Genomic DNA, 25,815 nt, shown 5'->3' on the forward strand with positions numbered 1-25,815 from the left:
AAACAGGCCCGATTGGGCCTGTTTTTTTTACACTTCCAGGTAGTTGAGGATCCCGTCGGCCGCCTTACGACCTTCGGCAATCGCCGTGACCACCAGGTCAGAACCGCGAACGATATCGCCACCGGCAAAGATTTTCGGGTTGCTGGTCTGGAACGCGTTATCGCTGCCCTCTGGCGCAATCACGCGGCCCTGCGAATCCAGCTCCACGCTGTGCTTCGCCAGCCACTCCATGCTGTGAGGACGGAAACCAAACGCCATCACCACGGCATCGGCCGGGATCACATGCTCAGAGCCTGCGACAATCTCCGCGCGACGACGGCCTTTTGCATCCGGCGCGCCCATCTCCGTGCGCGCCATCTTCACGCCGCTCACTTTACCGTTGGCATTCACTTCAATACCCAGAGGCTGGATGTTGAACTGGAATTCCACGCCCTCTTCGCGCGCGTTTTTCACTTCGCGCTTAGAGCCCGGCATGTTCTCTTCGTCACGACGGTAGGCGCAGATGACGTGCGCCGCGTTCTGACGAATGGACGTACGCACGCAGTCCATCGCGGTATCACCGCCGCCCAGCACCACCACGCGTTTGCCTTCCATGCTGACGTATGGCTCATCGGCCGTTTCGCCATAGCCCATGATCTGCTTGGTGTTGGCAATCAGGAACGGCAGGGCATCATAAACGCCCGGCGCGTCTTCGTTCTCCAGACCGCCGCGCATGGACTGATAGGTGCCAACGCCCAGGAACACGGCGTCGTAATCCTTCAGCAGGTCGTCGAGCTGCACGTCGCGGCCCACTTCCACGTTCAGTTTGAACTCGATGCCCATGCCGGTGAAGATTTCACGGCGACGGGTCATGACCTCTTTTTCCAGCTTAAAGGCCGGGATACCGAAGGTCAGCAGACCGCCGATTTCCGGATGGCGGTCAAAGACCACCGCCTTCACGCCGTTGCGGGTCAGCACGTCCGCACAGGCCAGGCCCGCCGGGCCCGCGCCGATGATGGCCACGCGCTTGTCGGTTTGCTTCACGCCGGTCATATCCGGACGCCAGCCCATCTCGAACGCTTTATCGTTGATATAGCGCTCGATGTTGCCGATGGTTACCGCACCGAACTCGTCGTTCAGCGTACAGGATCCTTCGCACAGGCGGTCCTGAGGACACACGCGGCCGCACACTTCCGGCAGGGTGTTGGTCTGGTGAGACAGCTCGGCGGCTTCAAAAATACGCCCTTCATTGGCCAGCTTCAGCCAGTTCGGGATGTAGTTGTGTACCGGACATTTCCATTCGCAGTAAGGGTTACCGCAGGACAGGCAGCGGTCTGCCTGTGCTTTGGCCTGGCCTTCCGAAAACGGCTCATAGATTTCAACAAATTCAATTTTGCGGATCTTCAGCGGTTTCTTTGGCGGATCAACACGCTGCAGGTCGATAAACTGGTATACGTTCTGGCTCATCTGAATTCCTTACTGCGCCTGCACGCGCAGCTCTGCTGCGCTACGACTACGGTGACCCAACAGGGCTTTAACATCGCTGGACTTCGGCTTAACCAGCGCGAATTTCGCAGAGAACGCCGGCCAGTTCGCCAGGATCTCTTCGCCGCGCGAAGAACCGGTATGCTGCACGTGTTCGGTAATCAAACCGCGCAGGTGTTCTTCATGGATAGCCAACGTATCAACGTCCAGCACTTCCACCAGCTCCGGGTTCACGCGTTTGCGGAACTCACCGTCTTCATCCAGGACGTACGCAAAACCGCCCGTCATGCCTGCGCCGAAGTTCACGCCGGTTTTACCGAGAACGCAAACAATCCCGCCCGTCATGTATTCACAGCCGTTGTCGCCAATACCTTCCACCACGGTGATCGCACCGGAGTTACGCACCGCGAAACGTTCGCCCGCACGGCCTGCGGCAAACAGACGACCGCCGGTCGCGCCGTAGAGACAGGTGTTACCGATGATGCTGGCTTCGTGGCTGCGGAAGGCTGAGCCGACCGGAGGACGCACCGCCAGCAGACCGCCCGCCATGCCTTTGCCGACGTAGTCGTTGGCATCGCCGGTCAGATACAGCTCAACGCCGCCTGCGTTCCACACGCCGAAGCTCTGACCCGCGGTACCGCTGAAGTGCGCGGTAATCGGATCCGCTGCCAGCCCCTGGTCACCGTGCGTCTGCGCGATGTAGCCGGAGAGGGATGCGCCCACGGAGCGGTCGGTGTTGCGGATATCAAACCAGAACGTTTTGCTCTGCTTGTCGTCCACGTACGGCTTCGCCTGCTGCAGCAGCTGCGCGTTCAGCACGCCGTTATCGAACGGCGGGTTGTTCTCGGTGCAGTAAACCGCTTTGCCAGGGTGCGGCTGCGCGGTTTCCAGCAGCTTAGACAGCTCCAGCTTCTGCTGCTTCGCCGTGAAGCCTTCCAGCTCTTTGAGCAGGTCGGTGCGGCCAATCAGGTCTACCAGGCGCTTCACGCCCAGCTGCGCCATCAGCTCGCGGGTTTCGCGGGCGATGAAGTCAAAGTAGTTGGTCACTTTGAACGGCAGGCCGTGATAGTGGTTTTTACGCAGCTTCTCGTCCTGGGTCGCAACGCCCGTTGCGCAGTTGTTCAGGTGGCAAATACGCAGGTATTTACAGCCGAGCGCAACCATTGGGCCGGTACCGAAGCCGAAGCTTTCCGCGCCGAGGATCGCCGCCTTGATGATGTCGAGGCCGGTTTTCAGGCCGCCGTCCACCTGGAGACGGATCTTGTGGCGCAGACCGTTAGCCACCAGCGCCTGCTGGGTTTCCACCAGGCCAAGCTCCCACGGGCAGCCCGCGTATTTCACGGACGAGAGCGGGCTTGCGCCGGTGCCGCCGTCGTAGCCGGCGATGGTGATGAGATCCGCATAGGCTTTCGCCACGCCGGTAGCAATGGTACCGACGCCCGGCTCGGAAACCAGCTTCACGGAGATCATCGCCTTCGGGTTGACCTGCTTCAGGTCGAAAATCAGCTGCGCTAAATCCTCGATAGAGTAGATATCGTGGTGCGGCGGCGGGGAGATCAGCGTCACGCCGGGCACCGAGTAGCGCAGTTTGGCGATGTACGGGGTGACTTTATCACCCGGCAGCTGACCGCCTTCGCCCGGTTTAGCACCCTGAGCGACTTTAATCTGAATCACGTCGGCGTTGACCAGGTACGCTGGCGTGACGCCAAAGCGACCGGATGCCACCTGCTTGATGCGGGACACTTTGTTGGTGCCGTAACGCGCCGGATCTTCACCGCCTTCGCCGGAGTTGGAGTTGCCGCCGATGCTGTTCATGGCTTCCGCCAGCGCTTCGTGGGCTTCCGGACTCAGCGCGCCGATGGACATCGCTGCGGTATCAAAGCGTTTGAACAGTTCGGATGCAGGCTCAACTTCGTCAATGCTGACCGCTTCATCGCCCGGATTGAGGGCAATAAGGTCGCGCAGCGTCGCCGCCGGACGGTTGTTCACCAGCTCAGCGTACTGCTGGTAATCGCTGTATTCGCCGCTCTGTACCGCCTGCTGCAGCGTGCGCACCACGTCCGGGTTGTAGGCGTGATATTCGCCACCGTGAACGTATTTCAGCAGACCGCCCTGATCCAGCGGCTTACGTGCCAGCCAGGCGCGTTTGGACAGGTTAACCAGCTCCTGCTGGAAGTCAGCAAAACCGGCCCCGCCGATGCGGCTGACCACGCCCTGGAAGCAGAGGTTGGCGACGTCGTCGTGCAGGCCTACCGCTTCAAACAGCTTCGAACAGCGGTAAGAGGCAATGGTCGAGATGCCCATTTTGGACATGATCTTGTACAGGCCTTTGTTGATGCCGTTACGGTAGTTCAGCATCACCGTACGGTAATCTTTGTCGATGGCGCGGGTGTCCACCAGACGGGCCAGCGTTTCGTAGGCCAGGTACGGGTAGATCGCCGTCGCGCCAAAGCCTAACAGCACGGCAAAGTGGTGCGGGTCGCGGGCGCTGGCGGTTTCCACAATGATGTTGGCGTCGCAGCGCAGGCTCTTATCCACCAGGCGCGTCTGGATAGCGCCCACCGCCATTGGCGCAGGCACCGGCAGACGGTTTTTGGCAATATTGCGGTCAGACAGCACCAGCAGCACGGTACCGTTACGCACCATCTGCTCGGCTTTGTCGCACAGCGCGTTAACCGTCTCTTCGAGGCTCGCTTCGGTCACGTCGAACGTAATGTCGAGCGTGTCGGCGCGGTAGTGCTCCTCGGTCATGGTGGTGAGCTGTTTGAAATCGGAGTACAGCAGGATCGGCGATTTAAAGGTCAGACGGTGCGCCTGGCCTTCGGCTTCGCAGAAGACGTTCATCTCGCGACCGATGCTGGTTGCCAGCGACATCACGTGGGCTTCGCGCAGCGGATCGATCGGCGGGTTAGTGACCTGCGCGAACTGCTGGCGGAAGTAGTCGTAAATAATGCGCGGCTGGCTGGAGAGCACGGCAAACGGGGTATCGTCACCCATGGAGCCGACCGCTTCCTGGCCGTTTTCGCCGAGCACGCGGATAACCGAGTCCAGCTCTTCCGCGCTGTAATTAAACTGTTTCTGGAAGCTGGCAAGCGTATCGTCGTCCAGCTCGCGGCTGCCCACCTCTTCGTCCGGCAGATCTTCAAACGGCACCAGACGGCGCACGTTTTTCGCCATCCACTCTTTGTACGGGTGGCGGCTCTTCAGATCGTTGTCGGTTTCGGCGGAGTGCAGGATGCGCCCACCGCGGGTGTCGATAACCATCAGCTCGCCCGGGCCGACGCGACCTTTCTCGACCACTTCGTCAGGCTGGTAATCCCAGATGCCGACTTCAGAGGCGCAGGTGATGAGCTTGTCTTTGGTGATGACGTAGCGTGCCGGACGCAGGCCGTTACGGTCCAGGTTACAGGCAGCGAAGCGACCGTCGGACATAACGATGCCCGCCGGGCCGTCCCATGGCTCCATGTGCATGGAGTTAAAGTCGAAGAACGCGCGCAGCTCAGGGTCCATATCCGGGTTGTTCTGCCAGGCCGGCGGCACCAGCAGACGCATGGCGCGCACGATGTCCATCCCGCCCGCCAGCAGCAGCTCCAGCATGTTATCCATGGAGCTGGAGTCCGAGCCGGTTTCGTTCACGAACGGTGCCGCATCGTGCAGGTCAGGGATCAGCGGGGTCTGGAACTTATAGGTACGGGCGCGCGCCCACTGGCGGTTACCGGTGATGGTGTTGATCTCACCGTTGTGCGCCAGGTAGCGGAACGGCTGCGCCAGCGGCCAGCGTGGCACGGTGTTGGTGGAGAAGCGCTGGTGGAACAGGCAAATGGCCGATTCCAGACGCAGGTCCGCCAGGTCCAGGTAGAAGCGCGGCAGGTCAGCCGGCATACACAGACCTTTATAGATGTTTACCAGGTTAGAGAGGCTACAAACGTAGAACTCTTTATCGTCCTGGAGACGTTTTTCGATGCGGCGACGGGCGATAAACAGACGGCGTTCCATATCTCGCGGACGCCAGCCCGCAGGCGCGTTAACGAAAATCTGCTCAATGCGAGGCAGCGAGGAGAGGGCGATTTCACCGAGCACCCCTTCGTTGGTTGGCACATCGCGCCAGCCGACAATCGACAGGGTTTCGCGCTGAAGTTCTTCTTCAACGATGCGGCGTGAGGCGGCAGCCTTTTCAGGATCCTGATTCAGGAACAGCATGCCGACAGCGTAGTTTTTGGCTAAACGCCAGCCGCGCTCTTCCGCCACGATGCGGAAGAAACGATCCGGTTTTTGCAGCAGCAGGCCGCAACCGTCGCCGGTTTTACCATCGGCCAGGATGGCGCCACGGTGCTGCATACGGGCCAGTGCGTGAATAGCGGTACGCACTACCTTGTGGCTAGGTTCGCCTTCTATGTGGGCGATCAGGCCGAAACCACAGTTATCCTTCTCAAGGGATTTATCGTACAACATATCAGTGAACCTCCCCAGGCTCGTCGGGCTTCCCACTGAACTTTACCGTGGCGCACAGGCGCAGAAAGAGCATGGCGACGGGGTTTGCGTTTCATACGCGGACCTCGCATTCGCCCTCTTTTTCATCCTTTCGCGCAGGTAAACAAGTTTGAGGACTTGCTTCAGAGGGAATCTCAATTACTGCATAAATATGATGAGCAGGCCGCTCATCCAGAAAGCTTCCAGCGGATTTCCAACTTATCGGGAATTGGTACACAGGTCAAATGGCAATCTTATTTATACAAATATGTGCTAAAGACTACTTATCGTTTTGTTTTTAAATGGTATTTAACTATTTTTATAACCAACGAAAGGCTAGGGGAGCCGTGAAGGAGTGTGATCTGACTCACTGTATGAAAGCGGTATTATTGATGCAGCGTGCTGAAATGCTGATTTATAGCAGAACAATAATCTGGTGATGCATTCAAACCCGCATAAAATCACTGTTTTTCAGTGTTGCCGCTATAAATGAAAAAAACAATCAGAACATAAGGAAAAGTAATCACAGATAGCGTGAATGAAATTGCAGTAATCCTGATTATTTATTCATATAGATAAAGGCCGTCCAGGGCGATTGATCCAGGTCATCGCCGACAGAGGCTAAAAATGGCAGGCTTGTCCCCTTTCTTCGGGACGGTCTATCAGATTATGCAGTTACAGAAATTAGTCAATATGTTTGGTGGGGATCTTTTGCAGCGATACGGCGAAAAGGTTCATAAGCTGACGCTGCACGGTGGCTTTAGCTGCCCGAACCGCGACGGCACTATCGGGCGCGGCGGCTGCACCTTCTGTAACGTTGCGTCGTTTGCTGACGAAGCCCAGCAGCATAAATCCATCGCGGAACAGCTCGCCCATCAGGCAAGCCTGGTGAACCGCGCGAAGCAGTATCTGGCCTATTTCCAGGCCTACACCAGCACGTGGGCGGAGGTGCAGGTGCTGCGTTCCATGTATCAGCAGGCGGTCACCCAGGCCAATATTGTCGGTCTATGCGTCGGTACGCGCCCGGACTGCGTGCCGGAGGCGGTGCTGGATCTGCTCAGCGAGTACAAAGAGCAGGGCTACGAGATCTGGCTGGAGCTGGGCCTGCAGACCGCGCATGACAAAACCCTGCACCGCATCAACCGCGGCCATGATTTCGCCTGCTACCAGCGCACCACGCGGCTGGCCCGCGAGCGCGGCCTGAAGGTTTGTTCGCATCTGATTGTCGGCTTGCCTGGTGAAGGGCAGCAGCACGGCCTGGAGACGCTGGAAAAAGTCGTTGAAACCGGCGTGGACGGCATCAAGCTGCACCCGCTGCATATCGTTACGGGAAGCATTATGGCCAAAGCCTGGGAAGCCGGGCGGTTAAGCGGTATTGAGCTTGAGGAATATACGGTGACAGTAGGGGAGATGATTCGCCACACGCCGCCGGAAATTGTCTATCACCGCATCTCCGCCAGCGCCCGCCGCCCAACGCTTCTGGCACCGCTATGGTGTGAGAACCGCTGGACGGGGATGGTGGAAATCGACCGCTATCTTCAGGAAAACGGCGTGCAGGGTTCTGCGCTGGGTCGCCCGTGGGTTCCCCGCCTACCGGCGACGGCCGCCTAACAGACTTCCCAGCATGCCGCGCACAATCTGATTAGTAACCTGCCGCGCGGCGCTTTTCGCCATGGTCTGTACCACGCCGTCGCGCTTGCCGCCGCGCGGCCCGGTTGTACCAAACAAAATGTCTTTTAGCCCGCCGAGAATGCCGTCATCCACCGCGACTGACTGACCCTTCGCGGGTGGCGCATCCTGCGATTCGGTGGTTGCCTGTACCCCTTTTTGCAGCATCTCGAACGCAGACTCCCGATCGACCTCGTCCTCATACTTGCCGTACACCGGAGAGTGGTTAATCAGGCCGTTGCGCTCATCGTCGGTAACGGGCCCCATGCGCGAACAGGGCGCGATCACCATGGCGCGCTCGACGATGGAGGGGCTGCCCTTCGCATCAAGGAGCGAGATCAGCGCTTCACCGGTGCCCAGCGCCTGAATCGCGGCTTCGGTATCAAAGGCCGGATTGGCACGCATGGTTTGCGCGGCGGCTTTCACCGCTTTTTGATCCTTCGGCGTAAAGGCGCGCAGGGCGTGCTGCACGCGGTTGCCGAGCTGGCCCAGCACATTGTCCGGAATATCCGACGGGTTTTGCGACACAAACCAGACGCCGACCCCTTTGGAGCGGATCAGGCGAATGACCTGCTCGATTTTATCCAGCAGCACCTGCGGAGCGTCGTTAAACAGCAGGTGCGCTTCGTCAAAGAAGAAGACCAGTTTGGGTTTTTCCAGATCGCCCGCTTCCGGTAGCTGCTCGTACAGTTCGGAGAGCATCCACAGCAGGCTGGCGGCGTAAAGCTTTGGCATCTGGTAGAGCTTCTCTGAGCTCAGAATGTTGATGATGCCTTTGCCGCTGCTGTCGGTGCGCATCCAGTCCTTGATATCCAGCATAGGTTCGCCGAAGAAGTGTTCGGCGCCCTGTTGCTCCAGGGTCAGTAGCCCACGCTGAATGGCACCGACGGAGGCGCTGCTGATATTGCCGTACTGGTTCTGGAAAGATTTTGCGTTATCGCCGATGTACTGGGTAATGGCGCGCAGATCTTTAAAATCGAGCAGCAGCAGCCCCTGATCGTCAGCGATACGGAATATGATGTTCAGCACCCCGGACTGCACGTCGTTGAGGTTGAGCAGGCGGGCCAGCAGCAGCGGGCCGAGATCGGAAACGGTGGCGCGCACCGGGTGGCCTTTCTCACCGAAGATGTCCCAGACCACCACCGGGTTGCCGTGCGGCGTCCAGTCCGTAATGCCAATATTCTTCAGCCGTTCGAGCAGTTTTTCAGAAGCGGTACCCTCCTGAGCCACACCGGTTAAATCGCCTTTTACGTCAGCCATAAAGACCGGCACGCCAATCTCTGAAAGTGACTCCGCCAGCTTCTGGAGAGTGACTGTTTTCCCTGTGCCGGTGGCGCCGGTAATCAGGCCGTGGCGGTTCGCCATCGCGGGCAGTAGATATAGTTCTTTTTCCAGCGTCCGGGCAATTAACAATGGTGTACTCATGATACGCTTCCTCTCTTAGTCCTGGGTGGAGTATAGGCAACCTGACGGCAAAATGGTTGAGTAAATTGCTGACTTTGCGGCGCATTGTCCAGCGCGGGCTATGCTTTTGCATACGGTTCATAAAATAGTGGAAAACAATGTCCAGATTCTTCTTTAACGATCGCAAACAGCTGGTCAACGATGCCATTGAAGGCATACTCCTTTCTGCGCCACACGCGAATCTCGTCAAGCTCGATATCGATCCGGCTATCCGCGTGGTGGCACGTGGCGACTGGGATAAAAGCCGCGTGGCGGTGATCTCCGGCGGTGGCTCCGGGCACGAACCGGCGCACGCCGGATTTGTCGGTAAAGGCATGCTGACGGCGGCAGTGTGTGGCGATCTGTTCGCCTCCCCAAGCGTGGATGCGGTGCTGAACGCTATTGTGGCGGTGACGGGCGATCGCGGCTGCCTGCTGATCGTCAAAAACTATACAGGGGACCGCCTGAACTTTGGTCTGGCGGCAGAGAAGGCCAAACGCTACGGCCTGAAGGTCGAGATGGTCATTGTGGCGGACGATATCGCGCTGCCCGACAACAAGCAGCCGCGCGGCATTGCCGGCACGGCCCTGGTGCATAAGATTGCGGGCTATGCGGCGGAGCACGGAAAATCGCTAAGCGAGGTGCGGGATATTGCGCAGCAGGCCTGCGATAACCTCTGGAGCCTGGGCGTTGCGATGCAAACCTGCAACCTGCCGGGCAGCGACGATGAAGAGGGGCGCATCAAGCAGGGCCATGTCGAGCTGGGCCTGGGGATCCACGGGGAGCCGGGTGCCTCGGTGGTTGATACGCAAAACAGCAAAGCGATTATCGACACGCTGGTTACGCCGCTCAAAGCGCAGGCGGGCGAGGGGCGTTTCGCGGTGCTGATTAACAACCTCGGCGGCGTCTCGGCGCTGGAAATGGCGCTGCTGACGAAAGAGCTGGCGCACTCGGCGCTAAAAGAGAACATTGCCTATCTCATTGGTCCGGCACCGCTGGTGAGCGCCCTGGACATGAAGGGCTTTTCTCTGACGCTGCTGAAGCTCAACGATCTGTTCGAAAAAGCGCTGCATGAAGAGGTGGAAACGCTGGGCTGGCAGAAACCCGTGGCGTTTGCCCCTCTGCGTACCGTTCCGCAAACGGCTATTCACGATCGCGTGGAATATATCCCCTCTGACAATCCGCAGGTGAAGGAGTCTGTTTCACGAGTGACGAAGACGCTCATACAGCTGGAAAACCGCCTGAACGCGCTGGACGCCAAAGTGGGCGACGGCGATACCGGCTCCACCTTTGCGCAAGGGGCGCGGGATATTGCGCAGCGTCTGGAGGAGAACGCGCTCCCGCTTGATGATGTGCCTGAGCTTCTGCTGCTGGTGGGGGAACGGCTGGCTACGGTCATGGGCGGATCGAGCGGCGTACTGATGTCGATCTTCTTTACGGCGGCCGGGCAAAAGCTTCACGAAGGGCAGCCGCTACCTGAAGCCTTGCTCAGCGGGCTGGCGCAGATGAAGCAGTATGGCGGGGCAGATCTCGGCGATCGCACGCTGATCGATGCGCTGCAACCGGCGCTGGAAGCATTGCAGAAAGGCGATCTTCAGGCGGCGGCGGAGGCTGCGCAGCAGGGCGCCGAAGCAACGGCAAAAATGGCGAAAGCCGGAGCAGGGCGTTCATCGTATGTGAATAAAGAGAATCTGGACGGGGTAATGGACCCGGGGGCGGTTGCGGTGGCAGAGGTGTTTAAGGCCATGGTAGAAGCAAAACGGTAACAACCGTTACCGTTTTTAGTGTTTGCGCCCTCTCCCTGTGGGAGAGGGTTGGGGTGAGGGCATCAGGCTGCACATTCCCCGGCAATGTCACATCAAAAATCCGCTTTCAACACCACGCGGTAGCGGGCTTTGCCGTCGCGCACGTGCTGGATGGCTTCGTTGATTTTCGACATCGGATACAGCTCGGTGGTTGGCGCCACTTTGGTGCGTCCGGCGAACTTCATCAGCTTGCGCAACTCGTACGGCGTACCGGTCGCTGAGCCGGACACGCTGCGATCTCCGCCGATCAGGGTAAAGGCCGGAACCGGCAGCGGCTTCATCACCGCACCCACGGTGTGGAAGTTACCGCCGTAGGCCAGCGCTTCAAAGTACGGCTGCCAGTTGAGATCCACATTCACGGTGTTGATGATCAGGTCAAACTGGCCCGCCAGCGCGTTCAGCGCGTCCGGATCGCGGCTGTTCACGACTTTGTCCGCGCCCATGGCCAGCACTTCTTTTTCCTTCGACGGGTTAGAGCTGAACGCCGTGACTTCACAGCCCATCGCGTGCAGCAGCTTGATGGCGATATGGCCCAGACCGCCGATACCGATCACGCCCACGCGGCTGGTGGCGGTGACGTGGTGCATCAGCAGCGGTTTAAAGACGGTGATCCCGCCGCACAGCAGCGGACCGGCAGATTCAATATCAATGCTGTCCGGCAGCGGGATGACCCATTGCCAGTCGGCGCGCAGCTTATCGGCGAAACCGCCCTTATTCAGGATGGTGGGCACCGCGCCTTCAAGGCAGTTGATCTGGTTGCCGCTGATGCAGGCATCGCAGTGGCCGCAGCTGCGTGCCGTCCAGCCAATGCCCACGCGCTGGCCAACCTTCAGCCCTTTGTCCTGCGCGGCGCTGCCGAGCGCGACGACGCGGCCAATGACTTCGTGCCCGGCAACCAGCGGATAGCTGGAGAAGCCCCATTCGTTGTCGATCATCGAGAGATCTGAGTGGCAGACCCCGCAGTAATCAACCTGTACTTCGACGTCTTCTGCTTTTAGTTCGCCCGCATCGTACTCGTACAGCTCAAGTTCTGCACCCGCCTGCGGTGCGGCGTAGCTTTTTATCTTCGACATCGTGTTTCCCCCGTTGTGGTGTGAACTGAGAGTGTAGAGCATTCAGTTTACAGCCGCTTAACAGAAGGGGGCAGTAACGAAACTTACAGACTTTTCAGCATTCTGACTTCGCAGTCAACGTGGCCCGTGCAGCCCAGCGGCGCATCGATATGCTCAAAGCCCAGATGTTCATACAGGCCGATGGCCTCTTTGAGGAAGGCGGTGGTTTCGAGGTAACAGCGTTTAAACCCATGAGCGCGCGCGTGCTCCAGGGCGACCAGCGCCAGCTTTTTCGCCAGGCCCTGTCCACGAACCGACGGCAGGAAATACATTTTCTGCAGCTCACAGATATCCGGCTCGCTGCAGCTCAGCGGCGCTATGCCGCCGCCGCCCACAACCTGGCCGTCCTGCTCAATGACCCAGTAGGCATGGCCCGGCTGGCTATAGAGTTGGAAAAGTTCGTCCAGGTTTGGGTCGGCAACGGTGTAACCTTTATCCGCTGTCAGCCCATACTCTGCAGATACGGTGCGGATAACGGCGGCGATAGCCGGATTGTCCTGCTCAGTGATCCGACGCATCGTCGTCGCGACGGGGGTAATCACGCTCATGGCATTACTCATTACAAAAATTGACACACAGTTGCTGTTAATAGCACCGCAGAAAAGGGAGTGCAAGCGAGGAGTTTTCAGGAAGGTTACCCCTTACGCCCTGAAGCGTAAGGGGTAAAAGCATTACAGGGCTGCAATAACCGCCTGCTGCTCGATCAGCTTGGTCTTCGCATCGGCAAAGGCAACCAGACGCTCACGCTCTTTGGCGATGACCGCTTCCGGCGCGCGGGCAACAAAGCCTTCGTTCGCCAGCTTGCTTTCGATTTTGCCAATTTCCACGTCGACTTTCGCCACTTCTTTCGCCAGACGCGCCAGCTCCGCGTCTTTGTCGATCAGGCCCGCCATCGGGATCAGCAGCTCGGCGCCGTCGATGATTTTGGTCACGGAAACCGGACCTTTGTCATCCGCAGGCAGCACGGTGATGCTTTCCAGACGCGCCATGGTTTTCAGGAAGGTGTTGTTCTCGGTGACGCGACGCACGGCAGCCTCGCTGCAGCCGCGCAGCAGCAGTTCAAGCGGTTTACCAGGAGCGATGTTCATTTCGGCACGGATATTACGTACCGCAACGATCGCCTGTTTCAGCCACTCGGTATCCGCAGACGCCGCTTCATCAACCTTAGCCGCATCGAATTCAGGGAACGGCTGCAGCATGATGGTATCGGCGTTGATGCCCGCAATGACCTTCACGCGCTGCCAGATGGTTTCGGTGATGAATGGAATGACCGGATGCGCCAGGCGCAGCAGACCTTCCAGAACGGTAATTAGCGTATTGCGCGTGCCGCGCAGCTCTGCCTCAGAACCGCCGTTCATCACCGGCTTCGCCAGCTCCAGGTACCAGTCGCAGAACTGGTTCCAGGTGAATTCGTACAGGATGCCCGCTGCGATATCGAAGCGGTAGCTGTCCAGCGCCTCGCGGAAGGCTTTCACCGTCTGGTTGAATTCCGCCAGGATCCAGCGGTCTGCCAGAGACAGGGTCATTTCGCCGCCGTTGAAGCCGCAGTCCTGATCTTCGGTGTTCATCAGCACGAAGCGGCTGGCGTTCCACAGCTTGTTACAGAAGTTACGGTAACCTTCCAGACGCTTCATGTCCCAGTTGATGTCGCGGCCGGTAGAGGCCAGCGCCGCCAGGGTGAAGCGCAGGGCGTCGGTACCGTGAGATTCGATCCCGTTCGGGAACTGCTTCTCGGTACGCTTGCGGATTTTCTCAGCCAGCTGCGGCTGCATCATGTTGCCGGTACGTTTTTCCAGCAGGTCTTCCAGCGAGATACCGTCAACCATGTCCAGCGGGTCAATCACGTTGCCCTTGGACTTGGACATCTTCTGGCCTTCGTCGTCGCGGATAAGGCCGGTCATGTAGACGGTATGGAACGGAACCTGCGGCTTGCCGTCTTCGTCTTTGATGAAGTGCATGGTCATCATGATCATGCGGGCAATCCAGAAGAAGATGATATCGAAGCCGGACACCATCACGCTGGTTGGGTGGAACTGACGCAGCGCGTCCGTGTTCTCTGGCCAGCCGAGGGTGGAGAAGGTCCACAACGCGGAGGAGAACCAGGTATCCAGCACGTCTTCATCCTGACGCAGGGCAACGTCAGCGCTCAGGCTGTTTTCCTGACGCACTTCGTCTTCGCTACGGCCAACGTAGACGTTGCCTTCGTTATCGTACCATGCCGGGATGCGGTGACCCCACCACAGCTGACGGGAGATACACCAGTCCTGAATGTCGCGCATCCAGGAGAAGTACATGTTTTCGTACTGCTTCGGCACGAACTGAATGCTGCCGTTTTCAACCGCTTCAACAGCCGGTTTCGCCAGCACGTCGGCACGTACGTACCACTGGTCGGTCAGCATTGGCTCAATAACCACGCCGCCACGGTCGCCGTACGGCACGGTCAGATCGTGAGGCTTAATCTCTTCCAGCAGGCCAAGCGCGTCCACGGCAGCTACGATAGCTTTACGTGCGGCAAAGCGCTCCAGCTTCTGGAACTCCGCCGGGATCTCGCTGGAATAGACGTCGGATTCATTGCCTTTGGTGTCGTACACTTCTGCGCTTTCGCGGATATCGCCGTCGAAGGTCAGAATGTTGATCATCGGCAGGGCGTGACGACGACCCACTTCATAGTCGTTGAAATCGTGCGCAGGGGTGATTTTCACGCAGCCAGTGCCTTTTTCCATATCGGCGTGTTCGTCGCCCACAATTGGAATACGGCGGTTTACCAGCGGCAGCACCACAAATTTGCCGATCAGATCTTTATAGCGCGGATCTTCCGGGTTAACGGCCACGCCGGTATCGCCCAGCAGGGTTTCCGGACGGGTGGTCGCCACCACCAGGTAATCTTTACCGTCTGCGGTTTTCGCGCCGTCGGCCAGCGGGTAGCGGATGTGCCACATGGAGCCTTTGGACTCGCGGTTTTCCACTTCCAGGTCAGAGATGGCGGTGCGCAGTTTCGGGTCCCAGTTTACCAGGCGTTTGCCGCGGTAAATCAGGTCTTCTTTGTACAGACGGACAAACACTTCTTTCACGGCGTTGGACAGGCCTTCGTCCATGGTGAAGCGCTCGCGCTCCCAGTCCACGGAGTTGCCGAGACGGCGCATCTGACGGGTAATGGTGCCGCCGGATTCTGCCTTCCACTGCCAGATTTTGTCGATGAACGCCTCGCGACCGTAGTCGTGACGGGTTTTACCTTCTTCAGCGGCAATTTTACGCTCAACCACCATCTGGGTCGCGATACCCGCGTGGTCAGTCCCCGCCTGCCACAGGGTGTTTTTGCCCTGCATGCGCTGGTAGCGGATCATGGTGTCCATGATGGTCTGCTGGAAAGCATGCCCCATATGCAAACTGCCGGTGACGTTCGGCGGCGGGATCATGATGCAGAAGGACTCTTTGCTTTCTTCGCCGTTAGGCTTGAAATAGCCCTGCTGTTCCCAGTGCTCGTAAAGCGGCTGTTCGATATCGCGTGGGTTATATGTCTTTTCCATTATTTCCAGGTTGCCGTATTCAGGTTAAAACCAGCCAGGCGGTACGCTTTATAGCGTTCGCGCGCCAGTTGCTTCAAGGATTCTTCGTAAGGGACAAAGTCTACCACTTCTGTGAAAGCGGTGGCAAAATCTGCAAAGTCTGTCCGCAGGCTAATGAGAATATCGCGTGCGCTGCTGTTGCGCTTTTGCGGCCAGGCTATTTCGACCGGGGCCCCGCCTCGCGGACCTTCGCCCGACAGGTTATGCGGCACAAAGCTCTCAGGCGGGCGCGCCCACAGCGCTTCATCAAGGCGAATCGCCTGCTGTTCATCTTCACAGGCAATCAGAACGCGTTTACCTGCGCGCCAACGTTCTGCGGCAATTTCACACACCAGCTGTTCAACGGCGCTGAGGCCATCCTGATGGGTGTCGTTGTCCAGAAGGTAGAACGTTGCATTCTTCATATATGGGGCTTCTTGTGCTCGCTTTAAATGCTTAAGCCGGGTGGCGGCTTCGCCTTACCCGGCCTACGGTTTACTGCCGTTTTGACTTACTCGTCGCCGTTGAAACCCGCACGATTGAGCAGGAACTGCGACAGCAGCGCCACCGGACGGCCGGTTGCGCCTTTGGCTTTACCGGAGCGCCATGCGGTGCCGGCGATATCCAGGTGCGCCCAGTTGTACTTGCGGGTAAAGCGCGCCAGGAAGCAGCCCGCGGTAATAGCCCCGCCAGGACGACCGCCGATGTTCGCCATATCCGCAAAGTTAGACTCAAGCTGTTCCTGATACTCGTCGCCCAGCGGCAGACGCCATGCGCGGTCGCCGGCCTGCTCAGACGCGCCGATAAGCTCGTGCGCCAGCGGGTTGTGGTTCGACATCAGGCCGGTGATGTGGTGGCCCAGCGCAATCACGCAGGCACCGGTCAGGGTGGCCACGTCAATCACCGCTTCAGGCTCGAAGCGCTCAACGTAGGTCAGCACGTCGCACAGCACCAGACGGCCTTCGGCGTCGGTGTTCAGCACCTCAACGGTCTGGCCGGACATAGTGGTCAGGACGTCGCCCGGACGATACGCGCGTCCGCCAGGCATGTTCTCGCAGCCTGCCAGCACGCCAATGACGTTAATCGGCAGCTGAAGTTCCGCGACCATGCGCATCACGCCGTATACCGCCGCCGCGCCGCACATGTCGTATTTCATCTCGTCCATGCCTTCGGCAGGCTTGATGGAGATACCGCCGGAATCGAAGGTCAGGCCTTTACCCACCAGCACGATCGGACGCGCATCTTCGGACGGGTTGCCTTTGTATTCGATGACCGACATCAGGGATTCGTTCTGCGAGCCGTTACCCACCGCCAGATACGAGTGCATGCCCAGCTCTTTCATCTGCTGTTCGCCGATGACGCGGGTGATGACGTTTTTGCTGTAGGAATCAGCCAGCTGGCGCGCCTGAGAGGCGAGGTAGGCGGCGTTACAGATGTTTGGCGGCATGTTGCCGAGATCTTTTGCCGCTTTGATACCGGCGGCAATCGCCAGACCATGCTGGATGGCGCGCTCGCCGCTGGTCAGTTCGCGACGGGTTGGCACGTTAAAGACCATTTTGCGCAGCGGACGACGCGGCTCGCTTTTGTTGGTCTTAAGCTGATCGAAGCTGTACAGGCTCTCTTTTGCGGTTTCGACTGCCTGACGCACTTTCCAGTAGGTGTTACGGCCTTTGACGTGCAGCTCGGTCAGGAAGCAGACGGCTTCCATTGAACCGGTATCATTCAGCGTATTAATGGTTTTCTGAATAACCTGCTTATACTGACGTTCATCCAGCTCGCGCTCTTTGCCGCAGCCAATCAGCAGAATACGCTCTGACAGGACGTTCGGAACATGGTGCAGTAACAGCGTCTGCCCAGGTTTGCCTTCCAGTTCGCCACGGCGCAGCAGGGCGCTGATATAGCCGTCACTGATTTTATCGAGTTGCTCGGCGATCGGGGAGAGTCGGCGCGGTTCAAAGACGCCCACAACGATGCAGGCACTCCGCTGTTTCTCCGGGCTACCGCTTTTTACACTGAACTCCATGCACTACGCTCCTGAATCTTAAAGACAACGGCGGCTGCTACGGATAGAATTGAAACCTTTCGTAACTCATGTCCGCTGTTGTGGTGACTTCGTGTTAATCTTACGTTACTACGGTTTCGACACGTCAGAAAAAGTCCTGAAGCGTGAATCCGCCGGATGTTTTAATCTTAGCGACGATTTCGACGACTCAAGAGAATAAATGACGTTTAAGCCATGAAACAAGCGATTTTCCAGCAAAGAGACGGGTTTTTACGGGCGTATTTAAAGTGATAATCATAAGATATCTGGTGCGGGAGACGCTCAAAAGCCAACTGGCGATCCTCTTCATCCTGCTGCTGATTTTTTTCTGTCAGAAGCTGGTGAAGATCCTCGGTGCGGCCGTTGACGGCGAAATTCCAACGAATCTGGTGCTTTCCCTGCTTGGGCTGGGGATCCCTGAAATGGCGCAGCTTATTCTGCCGCTGAGTCTATTCCTCGGCCTGCTCATGACCCTCGGTAAGCTGTACACCGAGAGTGAAATTACGGTGATGCATGCCTGCGGCCTGAGTAAAGCCGTACTGGTGAAAGCGGCGATGATACTGGCGCTGTTCACGGGCATTGTTGCGGCGGTGAATGTGATGTGGGCGGGCCCTATGTCTTCCCGTCATCAGGACGAAGTGCTGGCCGAAGCGAAAGCAAACCCCGGCATGGCGGCGCTTGCGCAGGGGCAGTTCCAGCAGGCGACTGACGGAAACTCCGTGCTGTTTATTGAGAGCGTTGACGGCAGTAAATTCAACGATGTCTTCCTGGCGCAGCTGCGTCCTAAAGGTAACGCGCGTCCGTCCGTAGTGGTTGCCGATTCTGGCCAGCTTTCCCAGCGTAAAGACGGTTCTCAGGTCGTCACGCTGAATAAAGGCACCCGTTTCGAAGGCACCGCGATGCTGCGCGACTTCCGCATTACGGATTTCCAGAACTATCAGGCCATTATTGGTCATCAGGCGGTGGCGCTCGATCCGACGGATACCGAGCAAATGGATATGCGCACGCTGTGGAATACCGATACCGACAGAGCGCGGGCTGAATTCCACTGGCGAATTACGCTCGTATTCACCGTGTTTATGATGGCACTGATTGTCGTTCCGCTGAGCGTGGTGAACCCGCGCCAGGGGCGCGTGCTCTCTATGCTGCCAGCGATGCTGCTTTACCTGATCTACTTCCTGCTGCAAACCTCGATTCGCTCTAACGGCGCGAAGGGTAAGCTGGATCCGATGGTCTGGACGTGGTTCGTTAACAGCCTGTACATCTTACTGGCGCTGGGATTAAACCTGTGGGATACGGTGCCTGTGCGCCGCATACGTGCCCGATTCTCGCGTAAAGGAGCCATCTAATGCAGGCGTTTGGCGTTCTTGATCGCTATATCGGTAAAACCATTTTCACCACCATCATGATGACGTTGTTCATGCTGGTGTCGCTCTCCGGCATTATCAAATTTGTCGATCAGCTGAAAAAAGCCGGGCAGGGCAGCTATGACGCGATGGGGGCGGGGATGTACACCCTGCTCAGCGTGCCAAAAGATGTGCAGATCTTCTTCCCGATGGCGGCCCTGCTGGGTGCGCTGCTGGGGCTGGGGATGCTGGCTCAGCGCAGCGAGCTGGTGGTGATGCAGGCATCGGGCTTTACCCGTATGCAGGTTGCGCTGTCGGTAATGAAAACCGCCATCCCGCTGGTGCTGTTGACCATGGCGATTGGCGAGTGGGTGGCACCGCAGGGCGAACAGATGGCGCGTAACTATCGTGCTCAGGCTATGTACGGTGGTTCACTGCTCTCGACTCAGCAAGGTTTATGGGCGAAAGACGGTAAAAACTTCGTCTACATCGAACGGGTAAAGGGCAATGATGAACTGGGCGGGGTGAGCATTTATGCTTTCAATGACCAGCGCCGTCTGGAGTCTGTTCGACACGCCTCTTCGGCGAAGTTTGACGCGGAACATAAGCAGTGGCGTTTGTCTCAGGTTGATGAATCTGACCTGACCGATCCAAAACAGATTACCGGGTCACAGACGGTGACCGGCACCTGGAAGACCAACCTCACGCCGGATAAGCTTGGGGTTGTGGCGCTGGATCCTGACGCGCTCTCTATCAGCGGCTTGCATAACTATGTGAAGTACCTGAAGTCGAGCGGGCAGGATGCGGGACGCTATCAGCTCAACATGTGGAGCAAAATCTTCCAGCCGATGTCCGTGGCGGTAATGATGCTGATGGCGCTGTCGTTTATCTTCGGCCCGCTGCGTAGCGTGCCGATGGGCGTGCGCGTCGTGACCGGTATTAGCTTCGGCTTTGTCTTCTATGTACTCGATCAGATCTTCGGTCCGCTGACGCTGGTTTATGGCATCCCGCCGATTATCGGTGCGCTGCTGCCGAGCGCCAGCTTCTTCCTGATCAGCCTCTGGCTGCTGCTGAAACGCTCCTGATTGACCTCTCCTCGCCTCCGGTGAACCGGAGGCGAGGCTAATCTCCTGTTTCACCCCGCACTTTTTCTCACAACCTTCAACGTCCCGCCTCGAATTTGAGTATTATTGAGCGATAAAGTCGTGAAGGGATCCTCTATGAAGCAAATTCGAATGCTTGCCCAGTACTACGTCGACCTGATGATGAAGCTTGGGCTGGTGCGTTTCTCCATGCTGCTGGCACTGGCGCTGGTCGTTCTGGCCATTGTCGTGCAGATGGCCGTTACGATGGTTCTGCATGGTCAGGTCGAGAGTATCGACGTTATCCGCTCTATCTTCTTCGGCCTGCTCATTACCCCCTGGGCGGTCTATTTCCTTTCCGTGGTGGTCGAACAGCTGGAGGAGTCCCGTCAGCGCTTATCAAAACTGGTCGATAAGCTCGAGGAGATGCGCGAGCGCGACCTGAAGCTCAACGTTCAGCTTAAAGACAACATTGCGCAGCTGAATCAGGAAATTTCAGATCGTGAGAAGGCGGAGGCCGAGCGTCAGGCCACGCTGGAACAGCTGAAAATCGAAATGAAAGAGCGCGAGGTGACGCAGATCCAGCTTGAGCAGCAATCCTCCTTCCTGCGTTCGTTCCTGGACGCTTCGCCGGATCTGGTGTTCTACCGTAACGAAGATAAAGAATTTTCCGGCTGTAACCGGGCGATGGAGCTCCTCACCGGGAAAAGCGAAAAGCAGCTGATTCACCTGAAGCCGCAGGACGTTTACTCCGAAGAGGCGGCCGCCAAGGTCATGGAGACGGACGAAAAAGTGTTCCGTCATAACGTCTCGCTAACCTACGAACAGTGGCTGGATTACCCGGACGGGCGTAAAGCCTGCTTTGAGATCCGCAAGGTGCCGTACTATGACCGCGTCGGGAAGCGCCACGGCCTGATGGGCTTTGGCCGCGATATTACCGAGCGTAAGCGCTACCAGGATGCGCTGGAGCGCGCCAGCCGCGACAAGACCACCTTTATCTCGACAATCAGCCACGAACTGCGTACGCCGCTCAATGGCATCGTGGGGCTGAGCCGCATTCTGCTGGACACCGACCTGACCGCAGAGCAGGAAAAATACCTCAAAACGATTCATGTCTCGGCGGTCACGCTGGGTAATATCTTCAACGATATTATTGATATGGATAAGATGGAGCGCCGTAAGGTTCAGCTTGATAACCAGCCGGTTGATTTCACCAGCTTCCTTGCCGATCTGGAAAACTTGTCTGGTCTGCAGGCGCAGCAGAAGGGGCTGAATTTTGTCATGGAGCCCACCCTGCCGCTGCCGCATAAAGTCGTTACCGACGGCACGCGGCTGCGTCAGATCCTGTGGAACCTCATCAGCAACGCGGTGAAATTTACCCAGAAGGGGCAGGTGGCGGTGCGTATCCGCTATGACGAAGGCGACATGCTGCACTTCGAGGTGGAGGACTCCGGGATTGGTATTCCGCAGGAGGAGCAGGACAAGATTTTCGCGATGTACTACCAGGTGAAGGACAGCAACGGCGGAAAACCGGCCACCGGCACCGGGATCGGCCTCGCGGTCTCTAAACGGCTGGCGAAGAGCATGGGCGGTGACATCACCGTTGCCAGCCAGGCGGGCAAAGGGTCAACCTTCACGCTGACGGTGCATGCGCCGGCGGTGGCGGAAGAGGTAGAGGATACCTTTGAAAACGACGATATGCCGCTGCCTGCGCTGCACGTGCTGCTGGTGGAGGATATTGAGCTTAACGTGATTGTAGCGCGCTCGGTGCTGGAAAAACTGGGCAACAGCGTGGATGTCGCGATGACCGGTAAAGCCGCGCTGGAGATGTTTAAGCCGGGCGAATATGACCTCGTTCTGCTGGATATCCAGTTGCCGGATATGACCGGGCTGGATATCTCGCGTGAACTGACGCGTCAGTACGCGGCTGATGAACTGCCGCCGCTGGTGGCGCTGACGGCGAACGTGCTGAAAGATAAAAAAGAGTATCTCGACGCCGGTATGGACGATGTACTCAGCAAGCCTCTGGCGGTGCCTGCTCTGACCGCCATGATCAAGAAGTTCTGGGATACCCACGATGAAGAGGAGAGCACCATGACGTCTGTTGATAGCGCAAAAGCCCAAACGATACTCGATACCGCGATGCTGGAGCAGTATATCGATCTGGTCGGCCCGAAACTGATTACCGACGGTCTGGCGGTGTTTGAAAAAATGATGCCGGGCTATCTGAGCGTGCTGGAGTCAAATCTGACGGCGCGGGACCAGAAGGGCATTGTGGAAGAAGGGCATAAAATCAAAGGCGCAGCCGGCTCGGTCGGGTTACGCCACCTGCAGCAGCTGGGTCAACAGATTCAGTCGCCTGATTTACCAGCTTGGGAAGATAACGTGGGTGATTGGGTTGAAGAGATGAAACAAGAGTGGCAGAACGATGTTGCGGTGCTTAAGGCCTGGGTGGACGCCAGAAAAAAATGACCCCGGCTAGACCGGGGTGCGCGAATACTGCGCCAACACCAGGGAAATCGTGGCTGCGCCTGTTTTTTAAAGTAATTTTCTAATGGGCGCCGCCGTAAAAATTTAGGCCGCACGCAGATAAGATAGCAAATCTTAAATGGTTTGTTACATGAATCAGTGAAATGTGTGAAGCATAGCGTTTTAATCAAAATTATTAATGTGCTTCAGCGAGTTGCAGAGAAGGATCGTCAAGATGAAAAAAATTGGTGTCGTCCTGAGCGGATGCGGTGTTTTTGATGGTTCAGAAATACATGAAGCCGTAATCACGCTGCTGGCCCTGGCGAAACAGGGAGCAGAGGTTATCTGTTTTGCGCCCGACAAAAATCAGGCGGATGTGATTAACCATCTGACCGGCGAGCCGATGGCCGAAACGCGCAACGTGCTGATTGAAGCCGCGCGTATTGCCCGGGGAGAGATTCATCCGCTGGCGCAGGCAGATGCCGCTGAGCTGGATGCACTCATTGTGCCGGGCGGCTTCGGCGCCGCTAAAAATCTCAGCACCTTTGCTGCCGAAGGCGCCGAGTGCAGGGTGGACCCTGATTTAAAAGCGCTGACGCTGGCGATGCATGCTGCGGGCAAGCCGCTGGGCTTTATCTGTATTGCGCCGGCCATGCTGCCAAACATTTTCGATTTCCCGTTACGGCTGACGATCGGAACCGATATTGATACCGCAGAGGTCGTCGAGGAGATGGGGGGCGAACACGTTCCGTGCCCGGTCGATGACATTGTGGTGGATGAAGACAACAAAGTTGTCACCACGCCCGCGTATATGCTGGCGAAGAATATTGCGGAAGCCGCCGTGGGTATTGAAAAGCTGGTCGCCCGGGTACTGGTGCTGACGGAATGAGGCGTCAGTTTTCCGCAGGCGCATGGGTGAAACGCCTTCTTCTACGCATCGTTCTCGTGCTGGCGGTGTTCTGGGGAGGTGGGCTGGCGGTGTTCAGCATTTTGCCGGTACCGTTTTCAGCGGTCATGGTTGAGCGCCAGCTTAGCGCGTGGTTCTCCGGTGATTTCGGCTACGTTGCCCATTCTGACTGGGTGAGCATGGATGAAATTTCTCCGTTCATGGGGCTGGCGGTTATCGCGGCGGAAGATCAAAAATTCCCGGAGCACTGGGGGTTCGATGTGGCCGCGATTGAAAAGGCGCTGGCCCATAACGAACGTCACGAAAACCGCGTACGCGGTGCGTCAACGCTGTCGCAGCAGACGGCTAAAAACCTGTTCCTGTGGGATGGCCGAAGCTGGGTGCGAAAAGGGCTGGAAGCGGGCCTGACCCTGGGAATGGAAACGGTCTGGAGCAAAAAGCGTATTCTGACCGTTTACCTTAATATCGCCGAGTTCGGCGACGGGGTATTTGGTGTCGAAGCTGCATCACAACGCTATTTTAATAAACCAGCCAGCAGGCTGAGCATGTCGGAGGCGGCGCTGCTCGCGGCTGTTCTGCCTAATCCTATCCGCTTCAAGGCCAGCGCCCCGTCAGGGTACGTGCGAAGCCGTCAGGCGTGGATCATGCGCCAGATGCGCCAGCTGGGTGGGGAAGGGTTTATGGAGAGAAATGCGTTAATGTAAGGGCGGGTAAGCGCAGCGCCACCCGCCAGAATAGCAGGCCTAATCTTCGTCGAACCCGGCGTTAAACAGCGCAATTACCGCCGCCAGGGCTTCCTCTTCCTGAGGACCGGTGGCTTCTACCTCGATCTGACGCCCTTTGGCGGAGTCCAGCATCAGCAGCGCAATCACGCTGTTGGCTTCCGCTTCGGTGCCTTCGTCATTACGCAGCAGCACTTCTGCATCAAAACCCTGCATCAGCTCAAACAGCTTCATCGCCGGGCGCGCATGCATGCCCAGCTTATTGGTGATCTCAACGGTTTGTTTTACGGTCATGTTTTACGTTTTTCCAGCGTGCGATGACGGGACTGAACGTTCTTACCGCGCGAGCGGAAATAGTCGGCCAGCTGTTCGGCGATATAGACCGAACGATGTTTACCGCCGGTACAGCCAATCGCTACCGTGAGGTAGCTACGATTATTTGTCTCCAGCATAGGTAACCATAGCTCAAGGTAGCTTCGCGTCTGGTAGATAAAATTGTGAACTTCTGTGTGTCGGTCGAGGAACGCCGCCACGGGCTTATCCAGACCGGTCATTGGACGCAGTTTTGGATCCCAGTGCGGGTTCGGCAGGAAGCGCACGTCGAAAACATAGTCCGCATCAATCGGAATACCGTGCTTAAAGCCGAAGGATTCGAATACCATCGTCAGCTCGCGCTCGCGTTTGCCCAGCAGGCGGGTACGCAGCATTTCCGCCAGCTCGTGAACGGACATCTCTGAGGTGTCGACAATCAGATCGGCACGAGATCGCAGCGGCTCAAGCAGATCGCTCTCTTCGTCGATGGCGCTCTCCAGCGAGAGATTCTTGCTGGAAAGCGGGTGCAAACGACGGGTGTCGCTGTAGCGGCGGATCAGGGTATTGCGGTCGGCATCAAGGAACAGCAGCTGAGGCGAGAACGCGTCAGGCAGGTTACTCATTGCCTGTTCGAAGATCTCTGGCGATTCCGGCATGTTACGCACGTCGATACTGACGGCGGCGGAGGTTTGTCTCTCCGCTAACGTGCGTGCCAGATCGGGCAATAACACGACCGGCAGGTTATCGACGCAGTAAAAACCCATGTCTTCCAGCGCGCGCAGGGCAACGGATTTACCCGACCCTGAACGACCGCTGACAATCATCAGCACCATGTTCCGTTTCTCCTCAGGACAACAGATGTGAAGGCCATCACCTGGTTATGCGTCATCCTGATTGCCTTCTGCTTCAGTGATAATTTGATAAAGCTCTTCATCACTTTGGGCTGAGCGCAGTCGACGGCAGATGGTTTTATCCGCCAGACGTTTAGCAACCAGCGAAAGCGTATGCAGATGGGTCTTGGTCTGGTCGGCAGGAACCAGCAGCGCGAAGAGGAGATCGACGGGCTGGTTATCAATGGCGTCAAAAGCGATTGGCGTTTCCAGCTGCACAAACACACCGACGGCACGCAGGGTGTCCTCTTCCAGCTTGCCGTGCGGGATCGCGATGCCGTTGCCGATACCGGTACTGCCCATCTTTTCACGGGTCAGAATTGCTTCGAACACCACCTGCGGCGGCAGGCCCAGCTGTTTTGCCGCCAATTCACTGATGATCTCCAGCGCACGTTTTTTGCTCTGGCAGTGAACGGCACTGCGGGTACATTCCTGGTTAAGGACATTGCTCAGTTGAAGAGCGGAATCGTTGTTCATCATAATTTCACCTAAGCGCTAACTGTACAAATGGCCTGTTGTGTTTCACAACAGGCCGTCCT

The 25,815-nt window shown here is 57.6% G+C and carries 19 protein-coding genes; 8 read left to right on the forward strand and 11 right to left on the reverse strand.

What is annotated here, in order from left to right; all coding sequences use genetic code 11:
* Positions 1 to 27 precede the first annotated feature (27 nt).
* Together gltD and gltB are read right to left on the reverse strand one after the other, a co-directional pair.
* A complete protein-coding gene (gene gltD / locus USG84_RS16110) occupies positions 28 to 1,446 on the reverse strand; it encodes a glutamate synthase subunit GltD (protein ID WP_061096937.1) in 1,419 nt (472 codons plus the stop codon).
* A 9-nt stretch (positions 1,447 to 1,455) separates the two neighbouring features.
* On the reverse strand, positions 1,456 to 5,916 hold the full coding sequence (gene gltB / locus USG84_RS16115) for a glutamate synthase large subunit (RefSeq protein WP_320738374.1): 4,461 nt from the start codon (positions 5,914 to 5,916) through the stop codon (positions 1,456 to 1,458).
* A 687-nt stretch (positions 5,917 to 6,603) separates the two neighbouring features.
* Between gltB and USG84_RS16120 the strand changes: the two genes are divergently transcribed.
* Complete coding sequence (locus USG84_RS16120) at positions 6,604 to 7,545, forward strand: TIGR01212 family radical SAM protein (RefSeq protein ID WP_151412479.1); 942 nt, start codon at positions 6,604 to 6,606, stop codon at positions 7,543 to 7,545.
* Here the strand turns inward: USG84_RS16120 and USG84_RS16125 are convergent.
* Complete coding sequence (locus USG84_RS16125) at positions 7,525 to 9,027, reverse strand: DUF853 domain-containing protein (protein ID WP_320738375.1); 1,503 nt, start codon at positions 9,025 to 9,027, stop codon at positions 7,525 to 7,527. The genes USG84_RS16120 and USG84_RS16125 overlap by 21 nt on opposite strands.
* 137 nt (positions 9,028 to 9,164) lie before the next feature.
* Between USG84_RS16125 and USG84_RS16130 the strand changes: the two genes are divergently transcribed.
* Positions 9,165 to 10,811, forward strand: a complete 1,647-nt coding sequence (locus USG84_RS16130) for a dihydroxyacetone kinase subunit DhaK (RefSeq protein ID WP_253543352.1) — start codon at positions 9,165 to 9,167, stop codon at positions 10,809 to 10,811.
* A 92-nt stretch (positions 10,812 to 10,903) separates the two neighbouring features.
* On the opposite strand, the gene ahr is transcribed toward USG84_RS16130, so the two are convergent.
* From ahr to pepA, 5 genes are all read right to left on the reverse strand, one after another.
* Positions 10,904 to 11,923, reverse strand: coding sequence for an NADPH-dependent aldehyde reductase Ahr (ahr, locus tag USG84_RS16135; protein ID WP_151412463.1), 1,020 nt, complete (start codon positions 11,921 to 11,923; stop codon positions 10,904 to 10,906).
* An 83-nt stretch (positions 11,924 to 12,006) separates the two neighbouring features.
* The gene (locus tag USG84_RS16140) at positions 12,007 to 12,510 is read right to left on the reverse strand and encodes a GNAT family N-acetyltransferase (protein WP_151412480.1); all 504 of its coding nucleotides are present in this window, start codon (positions 12,508 to 12,510) and stop codon (positions 12,007 to 12,009) included.
* 123 nt (positions 12,511 to 12,633) lie between these two features.
* Positions 12,634 to 15,489 carry a valine--tRNA ligase gene (locus USG84_RS16145; protein WP_253543351.1) on the reverse strand — a complete coding sequence of 952 codons (2,856 nt, stop codon included), beginning with the start codon at positions 15,487 to 15,489 and terminating at the stop codon, positions 12,634 to 12,636.
* Positions 15,489 to 15,932, reverse strand: a complete 444-nt coding sequence (gene holC / locus USG84_RS16150) for a DNA polymerase III subunit chi (protein WP_003861884.1) — start codon at positions 15,930 to 15,932, stop codon at positions 15,489 to 15,491. The genes USG84_RS16145 and holC overlap by 1 nt, the downstream gene beginning before the upstream one ends.
* Before the next feature lie 86 nt (positions 15,933 to 16,018).
* On the reverse strand, positions 16,019 to 17,530 hold the full coding sequence (gene pepA, locus USG84_RS16155) for a leucyl aminopeptidase (RefSeq protein WP_014833462.1): 1,512 nt from the start codon (positions 17,528 to 17,530) through the stop codon (positions 16,019 to 16,021).
* A 143-nt stretch (positions 17,531 to 17,673) separates the two neighbouring features.
* Between pepA and USG84_RS16160 the strand changes: the two genes are divergently transcribed.
* From USG84_RS16160 to mtgA, 6 genes are all read left to right on the forward strand, one after another.
* On the forward strand, positions 17,674 to 17,733 hold the full coding sequence (locus USG84_RS16160) for a hypothetical protein (protein WP_213743486.1): 60 nt from the start codon (positions 17,674 to 17,676) through the stop codon (positions 17,731 to 17,733).
* A gap of 63 nt (positions 17,734 to 17,796) precedes the next feature.
* On the forward strand, positions 17,797 to 18,897 hold the full coding sequence (gene lptF, locus USG84_RS16165) for an LPS export ABC transporter permease LptF (protein WP_028014576.1): 1,101 nt from the start codon (positions 17,797 to 17,799) through the stop codon (positions 18,895 to 18,897).
* Positions 18,897 to 19,979: an LPS export ABC transporter permease LptG gene (gene lptG / locus USG84_RS16170; protein WP_028014575.1), complete on the forward strand. Its 1,083-nt coding sequence runs from the start codon at positions 18,897 to 18,899 to the stop codon at positions 19,977 to 19,979. The genes lptF and lptG overlap by 1 nt, the downstream gene beginning before the upstream one ends.
* 135 nt (positions 19,980 to 20,114) lie before the next feature.
* Positions 20,115 to 22,448: an aerobic respiration two-component sensor histidine kinase ArcB gene (gene arcB / locus USG84_RS16175; protein WP_061096945.1), complete on the forward strand. Its 2,334-nt coding sequence runs from the start codon at positions 20,115 to 20,117 to the stop codon at positions 22,446 to 22,448.
* Positions 22,449 to 22,680: 232 nt separating this feature from the next.
* Entirely contained in the window at positions 22,681 to 23,334 is a 654-nt protein-coding gene (elbB, locus tag USG84_RS16180) for an isoprenoid biosynthesis glyoxalase ElbB (RefSeq protein ID WP_151412464.1), read from the forward strand.
* Entirely contained in the window at positions 23,331 to 24,056 is a 726-nt protein-coding gene (gene mtgA, locus USG84_RS16185; protein WP_253543350.1) for a monofunctional biosynthetic peptidoglycan transglycosylase, read from the forward strand. Before elbB ends, mtgA begins: the two co-directional genes overlap by 4 nt.
* Before the next feature lie 39 nt (positions 24,057 to 24,095).
* On the opposite strand, the gene npr is transcribed toward mtgA, so the two are convergent.
* The 3 genes from npr to ptsN are packed head-to-tail and all read right to left on the reverse strand — an operon-like array spanning position 24,096 to position 25,756.
* Entirely contained in the window at positions 24,096 to 24,368 is a 273-nt protein-coding gene (gene npr / locus USG84_RS16190) for a PTS phosphocarrier protein NPr (RefSeq protein WP_003861872.1), read from the reverse strand.
* A complete protein-coding gene (rapZ, locus tag USG84_RS16195; protein WP_014885397.1) occupies positions 24,365 to 25,219 on the reverse strand; it encodes an RNase adapter RapZ in 855 nt (284 codons plus the stop codon). The genes npr and rapZ overlap by 4 nt, the downstream gene beginning before the upstream one ends.
* 45 nt (positions 25,220 to 25,264) lie before the next feature.
* Positions 25,265 to 25,756, reverse strand: a complete 492-nt coding sequence (ptsN, locus tag USG84_RS16200; RefSeq protein WP_008501443.1) for a PTS IIA-like nitrogen regulatory protein PtsN — start codon at positions 25,754 to 25,756, stop codon at positions 25,265 to 25,267.
* Positions 25,757 to 25,815: the final 59 nt, after the last annotated feature.

Source organism: Enterobacter sp. 168J2 (assembly GCF_034107265.1).
GTDB classification, from domain to species: domain Bacteria; phylum Pseudomonadota; class Gammaproteobacteria; order Enterobacterales; family Enterobacteriaceae; genus Enterobacter; species Enterobacter nematophilus.